Annotated in this window: 23 protein-coding genes; 10 read left to right on the top strand and 13 right to left on the bottom strand. The window is 38.0% G+C overall.

Translation table 11 applies throughout. The annotated features are described in order from the left end of the window. Window positions 1–68: 68 nt before the first annotated feature. From B4Z47_RS19965 to surE, 3 genes are read right to left on the bottom strand one after another with little or no spacing between them, the layout of a single operon-like run. Window positions 69–938 carry a menaquinone biosynthesis family protein gene (locus B4Z47_RS19965; RefSeq protein WP_070562601.1) on the bottom strand — a complete coding sequence of 290 codons (870 nt, stop codon included), beginning with the start codon at window positions 936–938 and terminating at the stop codon, window positions 69–71. Between the two features lie 48 nt (window positions 939–986). Further along, a complete protein-coding gene (locus B4Z47_RS19960; RefSeq protein WP_070562604.1) occupies window positions 987–1,247 on the bottom strand; it encodes a hypothetical protein in 261 nt (86 codons plus the stop codon). Then, window positions 1,237–2,037, bottom strand: a complete 801-nt coding sequence (surE, locus tag B4Z47_RS19955) for a 5'/3'-nucleotidase SurE (RefSeq protein ID WP_046672576.1) — start codon at window positions 2,035–2,037, stop codon at window positions 1,237–1,239. Before surE ends, B4Z47_RS19960 begins: the two co-directional genes overlap by 11 nt. Window positions 2,038–2,622: 585 nt before the next feature. On the opposite strand from surE, the gene kduI reads away from it, so the two are divergent. The 3 genes from kduI to B4Z47_RS19940 are packed head-to-tail and all read left to right on the top strand — an operon-like array spanning window position 2,623 to window position 5,361. Continuing rightward, window positions 2,623–3,468 (top strand): 5-dehydro-4-deoxy-D-glucuronate isomerase, encoded by an 846-nt coding sequence (gene kduI / locus B4Z47_RS19950; protein ID WP_070562607.1) that lies wholly within the window; start codon window positions 2,623–2,625, stop codon window positions 3,466–3,468. 1 nt (window position 3,469) lies between these two features. Further along, the gene (locus tag B4Z47_RS19945) at window positions 3,470–4,591 is read left to right on the top strand and encodes a DUF4861 family protein (protein ID WP_112375174.1); all 1,122 of its coding nucleotides are present in this window, start codon (window positions 3,470–3,472) and stop codon (window positions 4,589–4,591) included. A 5-nt stretch (window positions 4,592–4,596) separates the two neighbouring features. After that, window positions 4,597–5,361: an SDR family oxidoreductase gene (locus B4Z47_RS19940; protein WP_172462444.1), complete on the top strand. Its 765-nt coding sequence runs from the start codon at window positions 4,597–4,599 to the stop codon at window positions 5,359–5,361. A 26-nt stretch (window positions 5,362–5,387) separates the two neighbouring features. On the opposite strand, the gene B4Z47_RS19935 is transcribed toward B4Z47_RS19940, so the two are convergent. The 9 genes from B4Z47_RS19935 to dnaN form a co-directional block, all read right to left on the bottom strand. Next, a complete protein-coding gene (locus B4Z47_RS19935) occupies window positions 5,388–6,227 on the bottom strand; it encodes an SUMF1/EgtB/PvdO family nonheme iron enzyme (protein WP_112375173.1) in 840 nt (279 codons plus the stop codon). 60 nt (window positions 6,228–6,287) lie between these two features. Continuing rightward, on the bottom strand, window positions 6,288–7,043 hold the full coding sequence (locus B4Z47_RS19930) for a hypothetical protein (protein WP_139144915.1): 756 nt from the start codon (window positions 7,041–7,043) through the stop codon (window positions 6,288–6,290). A gap of 301 nt (window positions 7,044–7,344) precedes the next feature. After that, window positions 7,345–7,920, bottom strand: a complete 576-nt coding sequence (nadD, locus tag B4Z47_RS19925; RefSeq protein ID WP_070562618.1) for a nicotinate (nicotinamide) nucleotide adenylyltransferase — start codon at window positions 7,918–7,920, stop codon at window positions 7,345–7,347. 4 nt (window positions 7,921–7,924) lie between these two features. Then, the gene (gene gmk / locus B4Z47_RS19920; RefSeq protein ID WP_070562620.1) at window positions 7,925–8,494 is read right to left on the bottom strand and encodes a guanylate kinase; all 570 of its coding nucleotides are present in this window, start codon (window positions 8,492–8,494) and stop codon (window positions 7,925–7,927) included. 2 nt (window positions 8,495–8,496) lie between these two features. Next, the gene (locus B4Z47_RS19915) at window positions 8,497–9,372 is read right to left on the bottom strand and encodes a YicC/YloC family endoribonuclease (RefSeq protein WP_112375171.1); all 876 of its coding nucleotides are present in this window, start codon (window positions 9,370–9,372) and stop codon (window positions 8,497–8,499) included. Window positions 9,373–9,455: 83 nt separating this feature from the next. Further along, complete coding sequence (locus tag B4Z47_RS19910; RefSeq protein ID WP_070562622.1) at window positions 9,456–10,028, bottom strand: CAP domain-containing protein; 573 nt, start codon at window positions 10,026–10,028, stop codon at window positions 9,456–9,458. Between the two features lie 167 nt (window positions 10,029–10,195). After that, window positions 10,196–10,843, bottom strand: coding sequence for a DedA family protein (locus B4Z47_RS19905; RefSeq protein WP_070562625.1), 648 nt, complete (start codon window positions 10,841–10,843; stop codon window positions 10,196–10,198). Between the two features lie 27 nt (window positions 10,844–10,870). Beyond that, window positions 10,871–11,533 carry a DedA family protein gene (locus B4Z47_RS19900; protein ID WP_083295820.1) on the bottom strand — a complete coding sequence of 221 codons (663 nt, stop codon included), beginning with the start codon at window positions 11,531–11,533 and terminating at the stop codon, window positions 10,871–10,873. 13 nt (window positions 11,534–11,546) lie between these two features. Then, entirely contained in the window at window positions 11,547–12,668 is a 1,122-nt protein-coding gene (gene dnaN / locus B4Z47_RS19895; RefSeq protein WP_046672565.1) for a DNA polymerase III subunit beta, read from the bottom strand. 209 nt (window positions 12,669–12,877) lie between these two features. Here dnaN and B4Z47_RS19890 point away from each other — a divergent pair, with 209 nt between their 5' ends. From B4Z47_RS19890 to B4Z47_RS19860, 7 genes are all read left to right on the top strand, one after another. Beyond that, the gene (locus B4Z47_RS19890) at window positions 12,878–14,020 is read left to right on the top strand and encodes an ATP-binding protein (RefSeq protein ID WP_286727748.1); all 1,143 of its coding nucleotides are present in this window, start codon (window positions 12,878–12,880) and stop codon (window positions 14,018–14,020) included. Window positions 14,021–14,030: 10 nt separating this feature from the next. After that, window positions 14,031–15,404: a PSP1 domain-containing protein gene (locus B4Z47_RS19885; protein WP_172462425.1), complete on the top strand. Its 1,374-nt coding sequence runs from the start codon at window positions 14,031–14,033 to the stop codon at window positions 15,402–15,404. A gap of 53 nt (window positions 15,405–15,457) precedes the next feature. Continuing rightward, on the top strand, window positions 15,458–15,928 hold the full coding sequence (locus B4Z47_RS19880; protein WP_070562634.1) for a gliding motility lipoprotein GldH: 471 nt from the start codon (window positions 15,458–15,460) through the stop codon (window positions 15,926–15,928). Beyond that, window positions 15,925–16,974, top strand: a complete 1,050-nt coding sequence (gene lpxK, locus B4Z47_RS19875; protein WP_201639943.1) for a tetraacyldisaccharide 4'-kinase — start codon at window positions 15,925–15,927, stop codon at window positions 16,972–16,974. The genes B4Z47_RS19880 and lpxK overlap by 4 nt, the downstream gene beginning before the upstream one ends. Window positions 16,975–17,135: 161 nt before the next feature. Further along, a complete protein-coding gene (locus B4Z47_RS19870) occupies window positions 17,136–17,504 on the top strand; it encodes a hypothetical protein (protein ID WP_046672560.1) in 369 nt (122 codons plus the stop codon). 347 nt (window positions 17,505–17,851) lie between these two features. Next, window positions 17,852–18,235, top strand: coding sequence for a hypothetical protein (locus B4Z47_RS19865; RefSeq protein WP_112375167.1), 384 nt, complete (start codon window positions 17,852–17,854; stop codon window positions 18,233–18,235). Between the two features lie 54 nt (window positions 18,236–18,289). After that, window positions 18,290–18,691 (top strand): hypothetical protein, encoded by a 402-nt coding sequence (locus B4Z47_RS19860; RefSeq protein WP_286727747.1) that lies wholly within the window; start codon window positions 18,290–18,292, stop codon window positions 18,689–18,691. 149 nt (window positions 18,692–18,840) lie between these two features. Here the strand turns inward: B4Z47_RS19860 and dnaA are convergent, their stop codons facing one another. Beyond that, complete coding sequence (gene dnaA / locus B4Z47_RS19855) at window positions 18,841–20,265, bottom strand: chromosomal replication initiator protein DnaA (protein WP_046672557.1); 1,425 nt, start codon at window positions 20,263–20,265, stop codon at window positions 18,841–18,843. Window positions 20,266–20,774: the final 509 nt, after the last annotated feature.

Below are 20,774 nucleotides of genomic sequence, written 5' to 3'. Positions count from 1 at the left end.
TATCCCCTTTTACGCCATCTTGACGTGAAGTTTTTCTGAGCAATATGAGCTTTAAACCGACAGTCAATTTATGATAAAAACAACTTACGGTCTGAATGCGGAATGAATCCCAGTTCCTGTGCCTTTTCAAACATCTTCGTAATTGCATCACGTCCTTCAAGCCCCAATGCTACTGAATATTTATTGACATAAAGTTCAATATGCTTGTACATCACCTCTTCACTCATTTCCTGTGCATGTGCACGAATGAATTCAAGCCCAGATTTCGGATTGGCAAATGCAAATTCTACACTTTCTTTCAAAATCGTATTCAACGTCTCCTTCACTTCTTGTGGCAGACTACGTTTTACGACAATTCCTCCAAGAGGAATCGGAAATTTTGTCGTCTTCTCCCAATACTCACCCAGATCCACCACCTTATGCAGTCCTTTTTCGGCATAGGTGAACCTATTTTCATGAATAATCAACCCTAAGTCGATGGATCCATCCAGTAAAGCTCCTTCAATATCCGAAAAAACAAGTTCTACTTTATTTTTTAATTCGGGGAATGCCAGGCTTAACAAAAAATTAGCCGTGGTATATTTCCCTGGATACCCTACTTTCAATTGATCAAACCCATCTAAACTTTCGGCCCGATCTAATTTTTGCTGCAGCAATTTTGCTAATTTCGGATCCTTCGTAATCAGCATAGGCCCTACACCAAATCCTAAAGCACTCCCTGCATCGAGCAACTCATAATCTTCAACAGCGTAGGCAAAGGCATGATAGCTCAGCTTGGTAATGTCAAGATCGCCTTGAAAAGCTTTCAGGTTCAAGGTCTCCACATCTTGATATTCCACCTCAAAATCCAGTCCTTTGGTATCTATCTTATGATGAATCAATGCATCAAAAATAAATGTATCGTTTGGACATGGAGAAAATCCTAATGTTAATTTCATGTTGTACAAAATTTTTCCCGTCGGTCAGATGGGGTTTATGAATTTTAATCAAACTGTAATTCTATGCGTGATCAGGTATAGTATCATAGCCAAAAAAGTACTTGCAATAATTCCTTTTCCCAGGTGATCTTTCCCCGATCGATACGCAAAACGTAAAAGCACTAAATTAACCAATACAGCTATAGTGTAGATGGCCATAGGCTTCTCGGGTAAAAAATGAAGTTCAAGATCCGTAAAACGTACTAAAATATAAGCCAATACTGGAGATACAATACCGATACCCAATCCGATCCAGCTATTATTTTTCACGTTTATCGCCTCCCCTTGTATTTCCCAAATGATCAAAGCTCCATGAATTCAATTCTGGAATGGCGTGATGTGCCGTCATATCGAACTGTGTCGGAACGACAGATACATAACCATTGGCCAATGCAAAACTATCGGTATCTTCTCCTCTGTCCTGCAAGACAAATTTACCCGTTGTCCAATAATAATCACGATTGTGTGGATCAATACGTTCATCAAATTCTTCTACCCAATGTCCTCCTGCCTGTCGGCAAATTTTAATACCTTTAAAACCTGCTGTTTGGGGAAAATTAACATTCAGCAATGTATTTTTAGGGAGACCGTTAGCCAGCACCTGCTCGGCAATAGAAATCACGTAGGGTCTGCAATAGCTAAAATCCGCATCGTGAGAAAAATTATCAAGCGAAAACCCCACAGAAGGAATCCCTTCAATGGCCCCCTCTACCGCAGCAGACATCGTACCGGAATATAAAACATTGATTGAATTGTTGAGCCCATGATTGATCCCCGATACACATATATCAGGCTTTTGCCCTTTAAAAACTTTATTTACAGCAAGTTTTACACAATCTACTGGCGTTCCTGAACACTGGTACATTTCAACCCCTTCATATAAATTGATTTTATCCAAACGTAGTGGCCTACCAAGTGTAATGGCATGCCCCATTCCAGATTGTGCCGAATCAGGAGCAACGACAACTACATTTCCGATTTTCTGCATCTCTTCCAACAGCACCTTAATACCTGGCGCTGTAATACCGTCATCGTTAACAACTAAAATATTGGGTTTCATATGTAAATAATTTGCTTTTTAGATGGTCATAAGGGACCCCCAGTCCTCTCGGTCCGTGTTTATGCGTTTAGAATATGGGAATTTCTTCTTTACCATACACGAAGTTAGTAAATCTGAAACCGAGATGTAAATAATATTGACACAACAGGTAATTATTATCTGCAAAGGCCGCACATTAGGACGCCAAACAGTAAAAGCAACTGTGGAAAACAGCGGTTCAAACGAACACATGGAAGTCGGAAAAGAGCGATGAGATTTGGGCGCATCAAATGAGGATCAGATGGTGACCAAATTCGATGTTTTGACAGTGCTTGTTCAGTGCTCGTTCAGTGCTTGTTCAGTGATCATTCAGTGAACACTGAAGGAATACTGACTGATTACTGTTTAAAAATTGGTTAAAAACTGTTATTAAGTAGAATTTGGTCGAAGTATATTGCAGTCATAATAGCCATGTCGATTATCTTAAAGTTGCTACCGCTTTCGGAAAACCAACCGATCACTACGACATCGTTTGCGTAAGATTGTATCGCAATTGACAAATATTAGCCCTAAATTTAGCATTCAAACAAAAATAATAATTCAGTTATGAGCATTAATTTTGAATCCCGCTATGCAATAGGGCCAAAGGAATACAAAACTTTAGATACACAAGGATTAAGGGAGAATTTTCTAATTGAAACAGTTTTTGAAGCAGACAAAATTAATTTTGTCTATACCCACTACGATCGCTATATGGCCGGTGGAGCAATGCCTGTAAGCTCAAAAATCAAATTAGACACCATTCCCGCATTATTAAAAGAACCTTACTTCCTTTCTAGAAGAGAGTTGGGTATTATCAATGTCGGTGGGAACGGTCAAGTCGAAGTTGACGGCATTATTTATGATCTCAATACCAAAGAAGCCCTTTATATCGGTCAAGGTGCTCAGGAAGTTTATTTTTCAAGCCAGGATGCTGCAAAACCAGCAAAATTCTATTTAAACTCTACACCTGCACATTGCAGCTATCCAACTAAAAAGGTAACGAAAGAAGATGCGAATAAACTAGAATTGGGTTCATTGGAAACTGCCAACCACCGTACGATCAACCAGATGTTATTGAACAAAGTGGTACAAACCTGCCAATTACAGATGGGCATGACTGAGTTAAAACCCGGATCTGTATGGAATACAATGCCATCCCACACCCACGATCGTCGTATGGAAGTCTATTTCTACTTTGAATTACCTGAAGGTCAGGCTGTATCACATTTTATGGGACCTATCGATGAAACCCGCCATATTTGGATACACAACGATCAGGCTGTAATTTCACCGCCATGGTCAATTCACTCAGGAGCTGGAACGTCCAATTATACATTTATATGGGGAATGGCAGGTGAAAATTTAGATTATGATGATATGGACAAATGTGCCATCACAGAATTGAAGTAATATGAAAAAAACACTCGTATTGAGTTTAGCGCTAGGGCTTTCAACGGTTGCTTTTGCGCAGAACAACAAAACCATTACTGTAAACAACTCTTCCGCTAGCGCAAGAACAGAGTTGATCAGTATCCCTTATACCACATTTGAAAAACACTTCGCATTAAAAAACAGTGTATTTACTATTGTGGACAAGGATAAAAAGGAACTGGCCTATCAGCTCGAAAAACTAGGAAAACCGACGGCACAAAATATTTTGATTCAAATAACCGTTGCTCCTAGAAGCTCAACAACCTTTGGGGTTAATGGAAATAAACCCGCAACTGTCACTCCAAAGACTTATGCGAGATACGTCCCTGAACGAAAAGATGACTTTGCATGGGAAAACGATATTGCAGCGTTTAGAGCCTATGGAAAAGCTTTAGAAGGCAGCTCTGAGGATGCACAAGGTTTTGATTTCTGGGCAAAACGTAGCAATGATCTTATTGTTGACGAATGGTATAAAACTGGGGACTATCATGCCGATCATGGCAAAGGATTAGATTATTATTCCGTCGGACAAACCTTAGGTGTCGGCGATGCAACGCCATTCATTGACGAACAGGTCGTTTACCATAAGCATTATCGTCAATACGAGGTCTTGGACAATGGTCCGCTACGATCCACATTCAAACTTATTTATGAACCGGAAAATGTAAAGGGTCAACAGCTACAAGTCGAAAAAACAGTTTCTTTAGACGCTGGGAGTCAATTGAACAAGATAAGCTATTCCATCAAAAACACAACCGCTGCCGCTACGCCAATTGTTGTGGGGATCGCTAAAAGAAAAGAGGAAAAACCTCAAATTCTAAATGATGTAAAGAATGGCATTTTAGCCTATTGGGAGCCTGCAGAAGGAGATAAAATTACAGGAACAGCCGTTATTTTACCAAAAGTAAAGTATGTGTTCAAAGATAGCCCAAAACAATTTTTACTGGCAACCACCGTCAAAAATGATAAACCCTTAGTTTATTTTGCGGGTGCTGCGTTCAATAAAGCTGGCAAAATAGGGAATTTTGAGCAATGGCAGTCTTATGTAAAAACATTCAAAAACAATTTAGATCAACCATTAACAATAAAATATTCAAAATAATGTCCATACTGCAATCTTTTGACTTAAGTGGGAAAGTAGCCTTGGTAACAGGCTGCAAAAGGGGAATTGGCAAGGCAATTGCCGAAGCATTGGCTGAAGCTGGGGCAGATATTATAGGCGTTTCGGCGTCATTGGAAATTGAAGGCTCCGCAGTAGAAAAATCCGTAAAAGCATTAGGCAGAAATTTCTATGCCTACCAGTGTGATTTCGCCAAACGGACAGCGCTTTACGCGTTTATTGAAAAGGTAAAATCAGCGCATCCTGCGATTGATATCCTTTTTAATAATGCCGGAAATATACTTCGAAAACCTGCCGCTGAGCATCCTGATGAATACTGGGATGAAATCATCGAAATCAATCAAAATGCACAGTTTATATTGACGCGCGAGATTGGAAAGGACATGATTTCACGTGGAACTGGAAAAATCGTATTTACAGCCTCTTTATTAACTTTCCAAGGTGGCATCAATGTTCCAGGATATGCCGCTTCAAAAGGTGCCGTAGGATCCATGGTAAAGGCTTTTGCAAATGAGTGGGCTTCCAAAGGTGTCAACGTAAACGGGTTTGCTCCGGGGTATATCGCCACGGATAATACCGAGGCTCTGAGAGACGATCCCGAACGCTCAAAGTCCATTTTGGACCGTATACCTGCAGGACGTTGGGGAACTCCAGAAGATTTTAAGGGGCCAGCTGTATTCCTCGCTTCAAAAGCTTCCGATTATGTTCATGGAACCATCCTAACAGTCGATGGTGGCTGGATGGGAAGATAAAAGTCAATCTTTACGATGAGTTTGTTTTAAAAGTCTTTATTCTCAGGAGTAAAGGCTTTTTTTACAATTCTAAATCCCAGATTACTAAAAGATGCATTGGGACTAACTGAACCTATATATACGGTATTAAAAGCGGCACAGCTATTTTTACTACACCACCAGGACCCTCCACGGGCATGTGCAATAGAGCGGTCGCCATCTCTTTCGAGCTTTCCGGTGCAAAATTCAAATACATTACCAAAGATATCATAAAGCCCCCATGGATTGGGTTTGAATTTTCCGACCGGAGAAGTATAGAGATAACCATCGGAATAATCAGCTTTCAAATGATCTCTACCATGCCATACATTTGCATAATCGCCCATATTCTCTTTACTGAAACCTTCAAAATAATAGTCTTCGCTTCCGGCTCTAGCTGCCACCTCCCACTCATCAAAAGATGGCAATCTACAATTTGCCCATGTACAATAGGCCAGCACATCTTTATAAGAGATACAGGTAACTGGGTGATCCATCTTGGCCGCAATTCCGCCACGAATTACACCATTCGGAAAGCGCCAATAGGCCGTACTATCCTGCAACCAGCGAAACTCCGCCAGGCCAGGCTCAAAGACCATGGCATTATGGTAGCGTTCTGCTAATGTCTTGTAACCCGTTGCCTGAACGAATTTTTCAAATTCGGCATTCGTCAGCTCAAATTTCGAGATCCAGAACGATTCGATATGCACTGTTCTTTTGGGATTATCTAAGCTTGCTGTATCGCCCAAATGATAGTCTCCAGCTGGAATTTGGATATAGTTTCCAGCTTGGGCTTCACATTGGAGATGTAAAACAATCAATCCTATCAAATAGAGTAATTTGCTCATCCTCCTTGCCGTTTGTTATAATACAAATTTGACGTTTCGAATACTAAAAATCCAACTGCACTACTTGCTTTTTTTCTCATCGTAATATTTAAGCGCCCGACTAAAGATCAGCGCCTCATTTTCTTTGTTGTAATTTAGATACGAATAATAATTACTGTCCTCTCCATACAACTTTTTAAATGAACTGGATTTTATAAATTCACTGTATTCACCACGTTTCATCAGTAATAACAGCAACGTCAATGCATCTTTATCCTTTGGTGTTTTCTTGGCATAATCAACAATAAAAGGGATCATCTGCCAGCCATTAATCTCCACTATGGCATGCTTATAATTTACCCCCATCCGTTTGCTCCGGACAACAGATTCCTGAATAAGCTTCATCACCGAATCCCTATTTTCCTGCAAAAAATCAGTCTGTCTTTGCGACCAAGAGGATTCATTAAAGCCGTCCAATAATGTAGCAAATATTTTTTTGTCGATCTGTGTCTGGTACTCGGGTATAGCACAATTTTGCGCATATAGCTCGGCATGAATCATGGTATAGGTGAACTTTTCACGCAGCGTTAGCTTTTTAAAATCAACGGCTGAAATCGCATTTATTCCCGCATCTGTTGTTTCCTTATCTTCTTCGGGGATTATTGTTGAAATTAATGCTTTTACTTTGTCCAAACCGTAAGGCGGTATGGTCATTTTGCTCCGCAGCTCAATAGCAGCAGGATCTATAAAAAGACTATTGTCATCCGCACTATCCGTCTGTGCCAAACCGGTCCCCCAATACACGAAACACATAAACAATAAAACGATTTTTCTCATAGCATACGAATTAATATATTTTTCTCTATCATAAACCTCCCCAAAAAGCCCAGAATTAAACTTGAGACTCATACCGCTAACTAAACAAGCCTGATAGGTAAAAAAACAGGTTCTCACGAATGATTGCTTTTATTTCCAGGCTATTTTAATTATTCATTAAAGATCGTCTTATCTGAGCTTAAAAGTGAAATATTATTCCTGCAAAAATTATTCCTTAATATTTTCTTGAGATACCTACAAACAAAAATCCCCGGATTTAATAAAACCCGGGGATATCATGCTTCATTTACTTCCATTTATATCAAGAATATAAACCTTTCTTATCAATAAATTCAATCACCTTTTTAGGTGTAAAGAATTGAATATTCTTGTTTTCCTTGATTGCATTTCGCAAAAAGGTAGAGGATAATTCCATTAGTGGGGTGTCGGTCATCGTGATAGCGGGATGATCTTTAAATTTTTCATTATCGAACCCTGGTCTAGGATAAACATAAATCTGGTAATCACGCAAGATAATATCCGCATTCTTCCACTTTTCCAGCGATTCCAAATTGTCTTGTCCCATAAGTAGCACAAATTCCCGGTTTGGATATTTCTCGCTAAGATGCGTTAAGGTATCGATGGTATACGATGGTATTGGCAAATGGAATTCAATGTCACTTACTTTCAAATGATCACAGTCTTCCAAAGCCAGATTTAGCATTTCCAAACGGTCATAAGGGTCTGCTAAGGTGGACTTCTTTTTAAATGGATTCTGTGGAGAGACCACAAACCAAACTTCGTCAAGTCCAGTAAAATTGGCCATATAGTTAGCTATAATCAAATGCCCTATATGCACCGGATTAAAAGAACCAAAAAACAAACCAATCTTTCGCATGAACTTATTTATTGATAAATCCCATGACAATTTCTTCCGCATCGGCACATGCTGTAGCTAAATCAAAATTGTTCAATATGACATCAAATTTATTGGCATAGGTAAGTTCCAATTCTGCTTTCGCAAAACGCTCTTTCAGCTTTTCTTCCGAATCCGTTCCACGTCCTGTCAAACGCTCCTTAAGCACCTCCAATGATGGCGGTTGTACGAAAATAGAAATTGCCTGTTCTGGGAATTTTGATTTCAAACGTAATCCACCGACAACGTCGATATCAAAAATAACATGTTTACCTTCTTTCCAAATACGCTCAATTTCTGAACGCAAAGTACCATAGAAAGTCCCTGAATATACTTCCTCAAATTCGATAAACTCCTGTTTTGCTACCTTATGCAAAAATTCTTCTTTCGACATAAAATAGTAGTCCTTTCCATTTACCTCCTGCCCTCTTGGATCACGTGTACTTGCTGAAATGGAAAATTCAATCTTATCACCGTGTTTACTTAAAAGATCTCTTACTATTGTCGTTTTTCCAGCTCCCGATGGTGCCGAGAATATAATTAATTTACCGCTCATTCTTATAATACGTTGAGCAATTGCTCTTTTATTTTTTCCAATTCTTCTTTCATTCTGACCACGATCTGTTGAATGCCGGCATGGTTAGCTTTGGAACCTAAGGTATTGATCTCCCGCCCCATTTCTTGTGAAATAAATCCCAATTTTTTCCCGTTTGAATCCGCAGAATCAAATGCCTTTAAAAAGTAATTGCAATGGGCGCGCAATCGGACTTTTTCTTCGGTCACATCCAATTTGTCAATGTAGTAAACCAACTCCTGTTCAAATCGGTTCTGATCCACATTATCTTTACCCACCGTATCATTTAAAAATTGTTCAATACGCTGTCTGATCAAAGGAATACGTTCTACTTCTAAGGCCTCTACTTCTCCAAGGTAAGTTAAAATAAGCTCCGCGCGCTTCTTTAAATCTCCAGCAAGCACATTACCCTCGTCTTCACGAAATGTAGTAAAACGTTTGACCGCATCATAGAAAGCATCCATCAATACTTTGGATTCTTCGTCATCAACGGAATCATCATTATTGGTAATTACCTCAGGCATATTTAACGCCAGTTCAAACAGATTGACATTGGTATCGTTAAGTTCCAAAGCGATCTGCTGCAATTGACTGTAATATTTTTTGAGTAAATCAGCATTAATAGAAGATGCCTTCGCCGTTTGATCCGTGTATTCAACAGTTACATTCATGTTCACTTTACCACGCTCAATAAGTTTACTGCTCTCAGTGCGCAGGGTCAATTCTTTGTCCGAAACAACTTTGGGCAAGCGAAGATTTAATTCAAGGAATTTTGAATTTAAGGACTTTATTTCGACACTATATTTAACTTTACCGTTATCAGCGGAAGCCGTGCCATATCCTGTCATGGATTTTATCATATGCAAAGGTATGACTTTTCAGTAAAAATTGAATACCCTGCGTCGATTAATTGCTGATACTCCCCAAATTACCTTTCATTTATCTACCAGTCGTGCTTGGCTATGATAACAACTAAATAACTTTCATAAGGTTTGGCACCTTTACACTCGACGTAACCAATTCCGACATCGTATAGCGAAGCATTCCACTGATCCATGCCCAGTAAATGTGTGCGATGATGATAACCCGGAGCTTCCTTTCCAATAATTAGAGCCTTAATGCCAGCGGTAGCACTAGATCGGTTGGCCGCAATAGACTCAAAATTGTTTGCATTTCGTTTGGACAGCCATGTTGGGTTAAGTTGATATCCGGCTTCGTCAATGAAATAATTTGGTCCATACCCCTCAGGTGAAACATGGTCAAAATAGGAGCGCTTGGCCATATCTTTTGCCCGATAAACTGCAACCTCCGCCAACTCCTTATTCCAATTGAGTTTGGTCCGTTTAATCTTCTGCAAGTTGAAGAGCTTCAGCTCTTTCTTATACCGTTCTGGATTCGTACGGATTTTGTTCAGTAATTCATAGGCCTCGGTCGCCTGATGATGATCGACAACGATACGTTGGGCAAAAATAGACTGTGTAAAAAGCAGGGTAAATGCTAAAACCAAATAGTTCATACGTAAATAATATCTTCTTGAGTGAGCTGACGAGATATCCAAACTATCGTCTCCCCTTCGCTTTTATAGAGTCTAACCTCTTGTTTATAGGCAATGTTTGTACTTTTTGATAGGGATATTTCGTACCAATCCTTTAACCTTAAAAGACTGCATTTAGTATGTAACGTTTAATCTTTTTTTGTTTTTGTCTGCGAAAAAAACTGTATAAGCATGGGTATTAAGCTAATAAAGATAACCGCCAAAATAACAAGGGAAAAATTATGCTTAAAAAATGGTATTTGTCCAAAATAATAGCCAGCCAAAATAAATAATGAAACCCATAATATGCCCCCAAGTATATTATATTTCCCGAAGGTTGTATAGGGCATACGGCCAATGCCTGCCACAAATGGTGCAAAAGTCCTTATAATCGGTACGAATCGGGCATATACAATAGTCCTTGTTCCATGCTTAGCATAGAAATCTTGCGTTTTTTGCAGATAAGCCGGTTTAAATAACCTTGATCCAGGCTTAAAAACCCGAACTCCAAAATATTTGCCAATTTCATAATTCACAAAATCACCGAAGATAGCGGCAAAAATAAGAATGACTATAAATAATGGTAAGGAAAGCTGACAATCCGGACGGGCAATGATTGCTCCCAAGGCAAATAAAACGGAGTCACCAGGGAGGAATGGGGTAACAACAAATCCTGTCTCCGCAAAAATGATTAAAAACAAAATCAGATAAGTCCAATTTTCATAACTATTGATCAGTTGCAATAGATGCTGATCGATATGCAGGATAAAATCAATAAGCTGTGAAATGAATTCCATTTTTTTGATCTATAAAAAAAGGGAATCTTATTGGATTCCCTTTTTAGTTTTTATCTTTTCTTTTACAAGCTCGAAGATTATTGGCAATATGGATATAAAAATAATAATCAATACGACCTTCGAGAAGTTATCTCTTATAATAGGGATATTTCCTAAAAAGTATCCTGCTAGGGTTATACCTCCCACCCACAAGACGGCACCTACGACATTATAGGTAATGAAAGTACCATAATTCATCCTTCCAATACCACCAACAAAAGGCGCCAAGGTCCGTACGATTGGTACAAAGCGAGCGATAACAATTGTTTTACTGCCATATTTCTCATAAAAAGAATGTGTTTTGGCAATTTGCTCGTCTTTGACAACCTGTTTACCAAAGAGCTTAAATCTTGTAAGGCGCATACCAAAATGTTTACCGATAGCATAATTTAAGGAATCTCCAGAAACTGCGGCGATCAATAAAATGAGAATCATCAACCATACGTTAAGATCATTCGGTTGTGCGGCAAGCATACCTGCAGCAAACAACAACGAATCTCCTGGTAAAAAAGGCATTACAACCACTCCAGTTTCTACAAAAATGATGAGAAACAGAATAAGGTATGTCCAAGTCTGATAATCATTGACTATTTCAACCAAATGTTTATCGATATGGAGAATAAAGTCAATAAGATGCGTAACTATTTCCAAAGCGAAAAGACGATTAAGCGTTGTTTAACATAACCGGCATCACCAACATCAAAATATCTTCATGATCTTCAGATACAGCCGGAATCAATAAACCAGCACGATTTGGCGTACTCATCTCCAAAACAACTTCTTCACTTTCCAAGTTATTTAACATCTCGACCAAGAATTTAGCGTTGAAACCAATTTCCATATCATCGCCTTCAAATTGACAGGATAAACGTTCATGCGCTTCATTCGAGAAATCAAGATCTTCTGCAGAGATATGCAATTCACTACCCGAGATCTTCAGGCGAACCTGATGTGTGGTTTTATTAGCGAAAATCACCACCCGTCTCAATGTATTTAAAAACAATAGTCTATCGACAGTCAACTTATTTGGATTGACTTGAGGAATTACAGCAGCATAATCTGGATAACGCTCATCAATCAACCGACAGATCAAATTGATATTACCAAAACTAAAGAATGCATTGGTTTGATTATATTCAATAGATACTGTAATATCATCGGATGGCAATGACGATTTAAGTAAAGAAAGTGCTTTTTTCGGTAAAATAAGGGATGCGGGTTTCTCCGCTCCGATATCCGTTCTTGAATAACGCACTAACTTGTGCGCATCAGTAGAGACAAAAGTCACATTCTTTTCAGCTAATTGGACCAAAACACCAGACATAGCAGGTCTCAACTCGTCATTACTGACAGCAAAGATCGTCTTACTGATTGCTTCAGACAAAATAGGCGCTGGCATCTGAATGACTGAACCATTATCTATTGAAGGAATTTTAGGAAAATCGTCAGCATTCTCTCCACTCAATTTATATTTCCCATCACCGGCACTGATCTCAATAGCCAAGGTGTTCATGTCTACTGAAAATGCTACTGGTTGATCTGGCAAAGTTTTTAATGTCTCGATCAATATCTTCGACGGCATGGCTACTCTTCCCTCTTCCTTTGCTTCGATCTGTAAAGAAGTAACCATACTTGTTTGCAGATCCGTAGCAGAAATAGTCAAGTTATTGTCTTTTATTTCAAAAAGAAAGTTTTCCAAGATTGGCAAAACAGTACTTGTACTGGATGCACCATTGATAGCTTGTAACTGCTTTAATAAAATTGATGTTGATACAATGAATCTCATTTCCTGAATACTAATTATTATGTGCAATAATACACAAATTAATCAATATTTTTCAGTTTTATGGGCGCCTTTCTTTCCACATCAGGCGATTTCAATCGTTCAAATAAGCAATTGTATTTCAATTAATAAGCACAGCGCCAAAAGTATAGAAAGCAAATTGGGCCCAATAAATCACAATATTTATTACATTTGTATAATAGCAGTATTGTATGCAGTTTAAAGAGATCATTGGGCACAAAGACATCAAGGAACATTTAGTTCGCACAGTTCAAGAAAACCGTGTGAGTCACGCGCAATTATTTCTTGGTCCTGAGGGTTCAGGCAGCCTTGCACTTGCTTATGCTTATGCGCAGTTTTTGAATTGCGAAAACCGGCAATTGACAGACAGTTGTGGCGAATGTCCATCGTGTCGAAAATATAGCAAACTGATCCACCCTGATCTTCACATGTCGTATCCTTTTATAGCCAAGCATAAGGAAGATACAGCAACAGATTATGCGGACAGCTGGCGAAAATCTTTTCTATCCAATCCCTACATGGGACTGGAATATTGGCGCAATCAGTTGGATGCGGACAACAAACAGGTGAATATCAATATTGCAGAGGCGCATGGTATCATCAAAAAATTAAGCCTAAAGTCCTTTGAAGCGGAATATAAAGTTTTAATTATGTGGTTGCCCGAATACTTGGACACACAAGGCAATGCGCTGTTAAAGTTAATCGAAGAACCACCCGAAAAAACGCTCTTTATTCTAGTTGCAGAAAATCAGGACAAAATATTAAATACGATCATATCACGTACGCAATTGGTCAAAATAAAGAAGTTGGATCACATGGAGGTCGCACAACATCTCAAGAGCGTATATCATCTTTCGGATCAGGAATCGGCTGAAATTGCGTTTATAGCGGATGGAAACCTGCAAGAAGCCATGAATCAAATTCAATCGCAAACAAATAATCATTTTGGCATTTTAGTCAATTGGTTACGTTTCGTTGTTTCAGATGCTGGAACCAATATGATCTCTTTAGTGGAAGAAGAACTCTCAAAAATGGGGCGAGAAAACCAAAAAAGCTTTCTTTTTTATGCAATTAATATGATGCGTCAAATTATATTAATCAAAGAAGGGCTTTCCAGTTTAGTGTTCTTACCGGCCAAAGAATTGGATTTTGTTCAGAAATTTGCAGTACACTATACCGTTGAACAAATTGAAGCAACAATAAATCTATTTGAGGAAACACATTATTTTGTAGAAAGAAATGCAAATCCCAAAATATTATTTTTAGATTTATCTTTGCAGTTAACATTAATATACAAGTACAAAACGTTTCCGAAAGGAACTCAATATATATAAATAGAAAACTATGGGATGTGGCAGTTGCTCATCCGGCGGAGGTTGCGGTACTACCACGACAAATGGTACACCGGCAGGATGTCAGAACAATGGCTCTTGCATGACTAGCGGATGTAATAAATTAGATGTATATGACTGGCTTTCCGATATGGATATGCCTTCAAACTATAAACCATTTAATATCGTCGAAGTACGATTCAAGGGATCACGAAAAGATTTCTTTATTAATGTAGACAATACCTACCTAGAAATGGGGGAAATGGTGGTCGTAGAACCTTCTACCGGTGGCTATGATGTCGGACATGTCTCCTTAACGGGTGAATTGGTCAGACTACAATTAAAAAAGAACAATGTTACCCCAGAAATGGTAACTAAAAAAATCTATCGGAAGCCCAATGAAATGGATGTAGAGAAGTATAACGCAGCAAAAGATCTCGAATGGGAAACGATGCACAAAGCCCGTAAACTGGCTTTGGACCTGGGTTTGTCCATGAAGATTTCTGATGTTGACTACCAGGGTGATAAAACCAAGGCTACCTTCTACTACACAGCTGAGGGCCGCGTGGATTTCCGTGAGCTTATCAAAAAAATGGCCGAATCTTTCAGGATACGCATAGAAATGCGCCAGATAGGTATGCGACAAGAAGCTAGCCGCCTCGGTGGCATCGGCTCCTGTGGTCGCGAACTTTGCTGTTCAACCTGGTTAACGGATTTCAAAACGGTTTCTACATCGGCAGCACGTTATCAAAATCTTTCGTTGAATACGTTAAAATTAGCGGGCCAATGCGGAAAATTAAAATGCTGTCTCAATTATGAATTGGATAGCTACATGGATGCTTTAAAAGACATCCCAAATAATATCGACCGCATCGAAACACAAAAAGGAGTTGCTTATCTTCAAAAGACCGATATCTTCAAGAAAATGATGTGGTTCTCTTTTCCTGGAGCTGAAAATTGGATTGCCATCCCCGTTCAACAAGTCAAAGAGCTTGTCGAAATGAATAAGCAGGGAATCAAACCGGAAGCTATTTCGAGTGCAGTAGATAACGATGAAGTCAGAGAAGAGAAAAATATCAACTACGATTATGAAAATGTGGTCGGCCAAGATAGCTTAACGCGACTTGATGATCGGAATAAAAGAAAGAAAAAAAGAAAATCAAAAAGCAACACAGTCAAACCGGAAAATAAGGCTGGACAAAAGACTGAAAAGTCGGACCCAAATCCACCCAAACAAGGGGGAAAACCTCAGGTAGCGAACGATTCTACAGCACCTACGGTGAATAAAGACAATAAAGAAGGTGGGAATAGACCAAAGAAACGTTTTAACCGCCATCGGAATAAAAACAAAGGTAATAACAACAATGCTGCTCCAAAAGCAGAATAAAAAAAAATATGCCTAATTTTAACCCATTAGGCATATTCTTTTTATAAATAAACATGAGACTCAAACGCACACCATTTCTTATTGGTATATTATGTATTTGCATAGGGGGTTCTTGTGAACAGACTTCCATTATAAATGATAACAAACCCATTGATAATAAAGCTTGGTTGAATACATCACCGTCTAGCTTTCAATTTCATATTAGCGATAAAGCCAAACGATATGATGTATTAATGGATGTCCGTCATACACCGGAATATGCCTTTTCGAACCTTTTTATCCTGATCTACCAACGTGGTCCAGATAAGAAGCAATCTATTTTCCGCAAAGAAATAAAAATGGCTCGATCCGATGGAAAATGGCTCGGAAAATCCTCAGGGAGCTTATATAATAACCAATCCATAATCCATAAAGATTACCTATTTCCGGATACAGGTATGTATACTATTTCCATCATGCAGAATATGAAAGAAAATCCGTTGAAAGAAATCACCGACGTCGGACTAACGGTTATTCCAAAATGATTGCTTTTTTACGTTATCTATTATTCCCCTTTTCGATCCTATACGGCTTAATCGTATGGCTAAGAAATAGACTATACGATTTCAAGCTGCTCAGCTCAAAGTCATTTGAAATTCCCACGATTGTAATCGGTAACCTTTCTGTCGGAGGTACAGGAAAAAGCCCAATGACTGAATTTGTTGTTTCAAGCCTCAAAGATCAGTATAAAACAGCAATACTTAGTCGAGGCTATGGGCGGGTGACTAGCGGGTTTCATTTGGTAAAGACCGATTCGCTAGCAAACAATGTTGGCGATGAACCCTTACAATTCAAAAATAAATTTCCATCGGTTACCGTTGCGGTTTGTGAAGACCGCTGTACGGGAATAGAAAAACTTCAATCAGATCATCAACTGATTATTCTGGATGATGCCTATCAGCATCGAAAATTATCGCCGCTTTTTAATATTCTATTGTTTGATTTTTTATCATTTGGTAGTCCCATGTTTGTTTTTCCTACAGGAAACTTTAGGGACTTACTGATTGAAGCCAAACGGGCGCAGATTATAACAATTACCAAATGTCCAATAGATCTCTCGAACCCTGATAAAAAGCGTATAGAACGTAAAATCAGACGCTATAATAAGAACGCATTAATTACTTTTAGCCATATAAATTACTTTCAAGCCATTGACAGCGTCGGAAATACGATCGATTTCAACGACAGCGATGTTATTTTGGTTACAGGCATTGCCAAACCGCAACCGCTCGTGGATTATATCAAAAAGAAGGCAAATTTGGTCAAACACCTATCTTTTGGGGATCATCATACTTTTAGTGAATCAGATATTGAACAAATTACAAAATCCTACCGAAGCCTAGCTAGTAGTAACAAAATGCTGTTGACTACCGAAAAAGACTTTCAGCGGTTAAAACCATTTCAACAACAATTGGCGGCTATTGATTTGGCCTATCTTCCAATAGGCCTACAATTTCATGATCCTATCCATAAAGAACTATTCCTTAAAACAATCCATAATGCAGTAGCTCAAAGTGTTAATCAACCTTAAATTTTGTTAAGATAAATTGCTATACTAAACTTTTTCCTCAAATTTATATTCAATAGGTAAACGAAACTACTTAAAAGTCTTTTCGTTCCATAGGGATGGACAATAAACAAATAGAGTGCACAATTACAATGATTGGCATTCATGATATAAACTATACAAAGATGAAAAAGAAAATTTTAATGGCAGTAGCCTGTTTATTATTAAGCGCTACAGGAGTTTTTGCGCAACAACGTCAACAACGCAGTCCTGAGGAACAAGCTAAAATGCGTGTAGAGCATCTTGACAAATTACTTAGCCTCAATCAAACACAAAAAGATTCGATTTATAACCTTACATTGACTCAAGCGCAACAACGGGCTGCACTTCGAAACGATGGCGGAGATCGCAAGGCAAATATGGAAAAATTCAAACAGCTTCAGGAAATACAAACAGCTAAGATCAAATCTTGGCTTAGTCCCGAACAAGGTAAGTTATTTGACGAACAACAAGAAAAAATGAAGGAAAGAATGTCTAAACGTTCCGATAATTAATGATTAAAATTCTTTTAAAGAAAGGCTCTTGTTTTATGTACAGGGGCCTTTTTTATTGCTTGTATCTATTTTGTGTATACCATTATTTACCCATACAAGTCTTAGTCAATGCAGTATATTTTAATCATCACGAGGTGATCGCGCCGAACAAGATATCCGGCATCGGATAAATCATCGTTACCTTGTTTTGTTTATCCTAAAACAAAACCAACGTATTGTTTTACAATCTATTAACACATTATCCTGTGTTAAAAATTTGTTAAAGTAACAACTTTAATACAATATAAATACCAATTCAAAGTTTTATAGTAAAACAGTTTAATTGTAACTTTTTAAATACAATAGATATGAAAAAGCTAATTTTAACAGGAATCGGATTCTTTTTGGCCCTCAGCCTAACATTTGCCCAACAGGGTACTCCGGAGGAAACTGCGGCAAAAGCAACAACTGAACTTGTTCAGAAACTGAATCTGAATGATGAGCAAAAGACTGCAGTATCAACTATATTATTGGATCAGGCAAAAACCGAGCAAACGATAACAAAAGACAGTAGCTCCTCTGCTGAAGTAAAAAATGAAGCACTAAATAAGCTTCAAAGCGAGGTAGACACCAAAGTCAGCCAGCTGCTAACCGAGGATCAAAAAGCACTTTACCAAAAAATAATTGCTGAGAGACCGGCGAAATCAGCCCCTGGGACAAAACAACCAGTAACAACTGACCCCACGCGTTAATAGTGAAAAAAATAGAGAATAAACATTGAATAATTTCATCTAAAATTAAACATCATGAAAAAGCTATTTTTAACAGGTATAGGTTTCTTTCTAGCAATGAGCCTAACATTTGCACAACAAACACCCCCAGAAGAGAATGCAACCAAAGTGGTGACCGAATTAGTGACAAAGCTAACATTAAACGAAGAGCAAAAAACAGCTGTGTCAACCATCGTATTAAACCAAGAAAAGGCTATTGCAGCCGTTATCCAGGACGCGACAGCTACAGCTGATGCCAAAAAGGAAAGCATAACCAAAATTCAAGGTGAATCCGATACTAAGATAGCACAACTGCTCACCGATGAACAAAAGACAGCTTATCAGAAATATGTCACAGAGAGACCCCCAGTAAGTATTCCTGCGACTCAAGAAAAAACTGAACAAAACGAATCCGGCAACGGACAGAGCAATCAATAACAACAATCGTTCTATTAAGAATGAAAAACCTCTGGACTAGATTATGTCCAGAGGTTTTTTAATACCTTACAAGAGCTTAAATGCATTAAAAAAGGGCTATCCAATCATCTTGGACAGCCCCTTTTGTTTACTGCTTACGGTAATTGACATTAAGATTTCAATTTTTTCATAATGTCACTTACATAAGTCTTAAATTTCTTGTCAGTTTCAATTAAATCCTCTACGGTTTGACATGCATAAATGACTGTCGAGTGGTCTCTTCCTCCGAAGAAAGCTCCGATCGATTTTAGTGAAGATTTGGTATGAGCTTTTGCTAAATACATCGAAATTTGCCTGGCCTGCACGATTTCACGCTTCCTAACTTTCGACTTTACCATATCTACAGGAACTTCAAAATATTCACAAACTAATTTCTGAATAAAATCCATTGAAATTTCCTTATGGGTATTCTTCACAAAGTTCTTCAACATCGATTTTGCTAAACCCAAATCGATCTCTTTCTTGTTCAATGTAGATTGAGCCAATAATGAAACCATAGCTCCTTCCAATTCACGAACACTGTTATCGATTTGTGTTGCGACATATTCCACTACATTTTCAGGTAAGTCAATACCGTCAGAATACATCTTCTTCTTCAAAATTGCCATTCTCGTCTCAAGATCAGGAATCTGAATATCTGCAGATAACCCCCATTTAAAACGACTAAGCAAACGTTCCTCCAAACCAGCTAAATCCTTAGGTGCCTTGTCTGAAGTTAAAATAATCTGCTTTCCAGATTGATGCAAATGATTAAAAATATGGAAGAAAATATCCTGTGTTTTTTCTTTACCAGCAAAATTATGCACATCATCCATAATGATGACATCCATTGCTTGATAAAAGTTAACGAAGTCATTGATTGTGTTATTTTTCAATGAATCCACAAACTGCTGACAGAATTTCTCACAAGACACATAAATGACCAGTTTATCGGGAAGATTTCTTTTGATTTCATTTCCGATTGCTTGGGCAAGGTGTGTCTTTCCCAAACCAACATCACCATAAATCATCAAAGGGTTGAATGAAGTACCACCTGGCTTATTCGCTACAGCATAACCTGCTGAACGAGCAAGACGATTACATTCACCTTCGATAAAATTTTCGAATGTGTAGTTTTGATTCAATTGCGGATCAACCTGCAATTTTTTCAATCCAGGAATAACAAACGGATTTTTGATATCCCTATTTAAAGATACCGGCACAGGGATAGATTGCCTTTTCCCTTCTGCTCCATTGCCATTCGATGGAAGATTAGTCGTATAAGGATGAGAAGCTGAAGACTTCTCCACTACAATATTGTATTCCAATCTACCTTGTTCTCCTAGGAATTTCTTTACGGTCTTGCGAAGAATTCCTACATAGTGTTCTTCCAACCACTCATAAAAAAATAAGCTAGGCACTTGAATAGTCAAAACGTCACCCTCCAAACGGACTGCTTTCACAGGTTCAAACCAGGTCTTGAAACTTTGTGCTGGTATATTATCTTTGATAATCGAAAGACAATTATTCCAGACACTTGAATACGTTTTTTCCATTCTAAAATTGTTAATAAGTTGATTTACAATACGCGACAAAAAATATGTTGATAACTTTCTCTGAGAACGAAGATGACAAAAAAAAATCAGCTAAAAAACTAAAATATAAAATAATTGATAATACATTATATATCAGTATTTTACCGTGTAAAATTGTGGAAAACTAGCGCTAAAATTGATCTCTAAAAATAATTATTAACATTCCAAATTTATTTCAAAAAAAAGAACAAAAAAAGTAGCAAACTTACTACCTATCAGTCCTTAAGGTCTAAATCTAAATTAACCAAAATAATAGCTAATTACAATCTTTAGTTCATATATTTTTAATATTAAATTTATAAGAATTTAAGGCCAACTTAACATCATTGTCAGAGGACTATTAAAGTTATTTACGCACAACCTTAAAACAAAAATCAATGCGGATTATAGGACAGAAAAAACAAATTGTAACAGATGAGATGAGTTCTAAATTCAAACATCCCTACCCTTGAAAAATGAAAAAGGAGATC

The organism is Sphingobacterium sp. UBA2610 (genome assembly GCF_002339225.1).
In the GTDB taxonomy this organism is placed as follows: Bacteria; Bacteroidota; Bacteroidia; order Sphingobacteriales; family Sphingobacteriaceae; genus Sphingobacterium; species Sphingobacterium multivorum.
The sequence above is the reverse complement of the archived record's forward strand: the minus strand, read 5'-3'. Positions and strand labels throughout refer to the sequence as shown.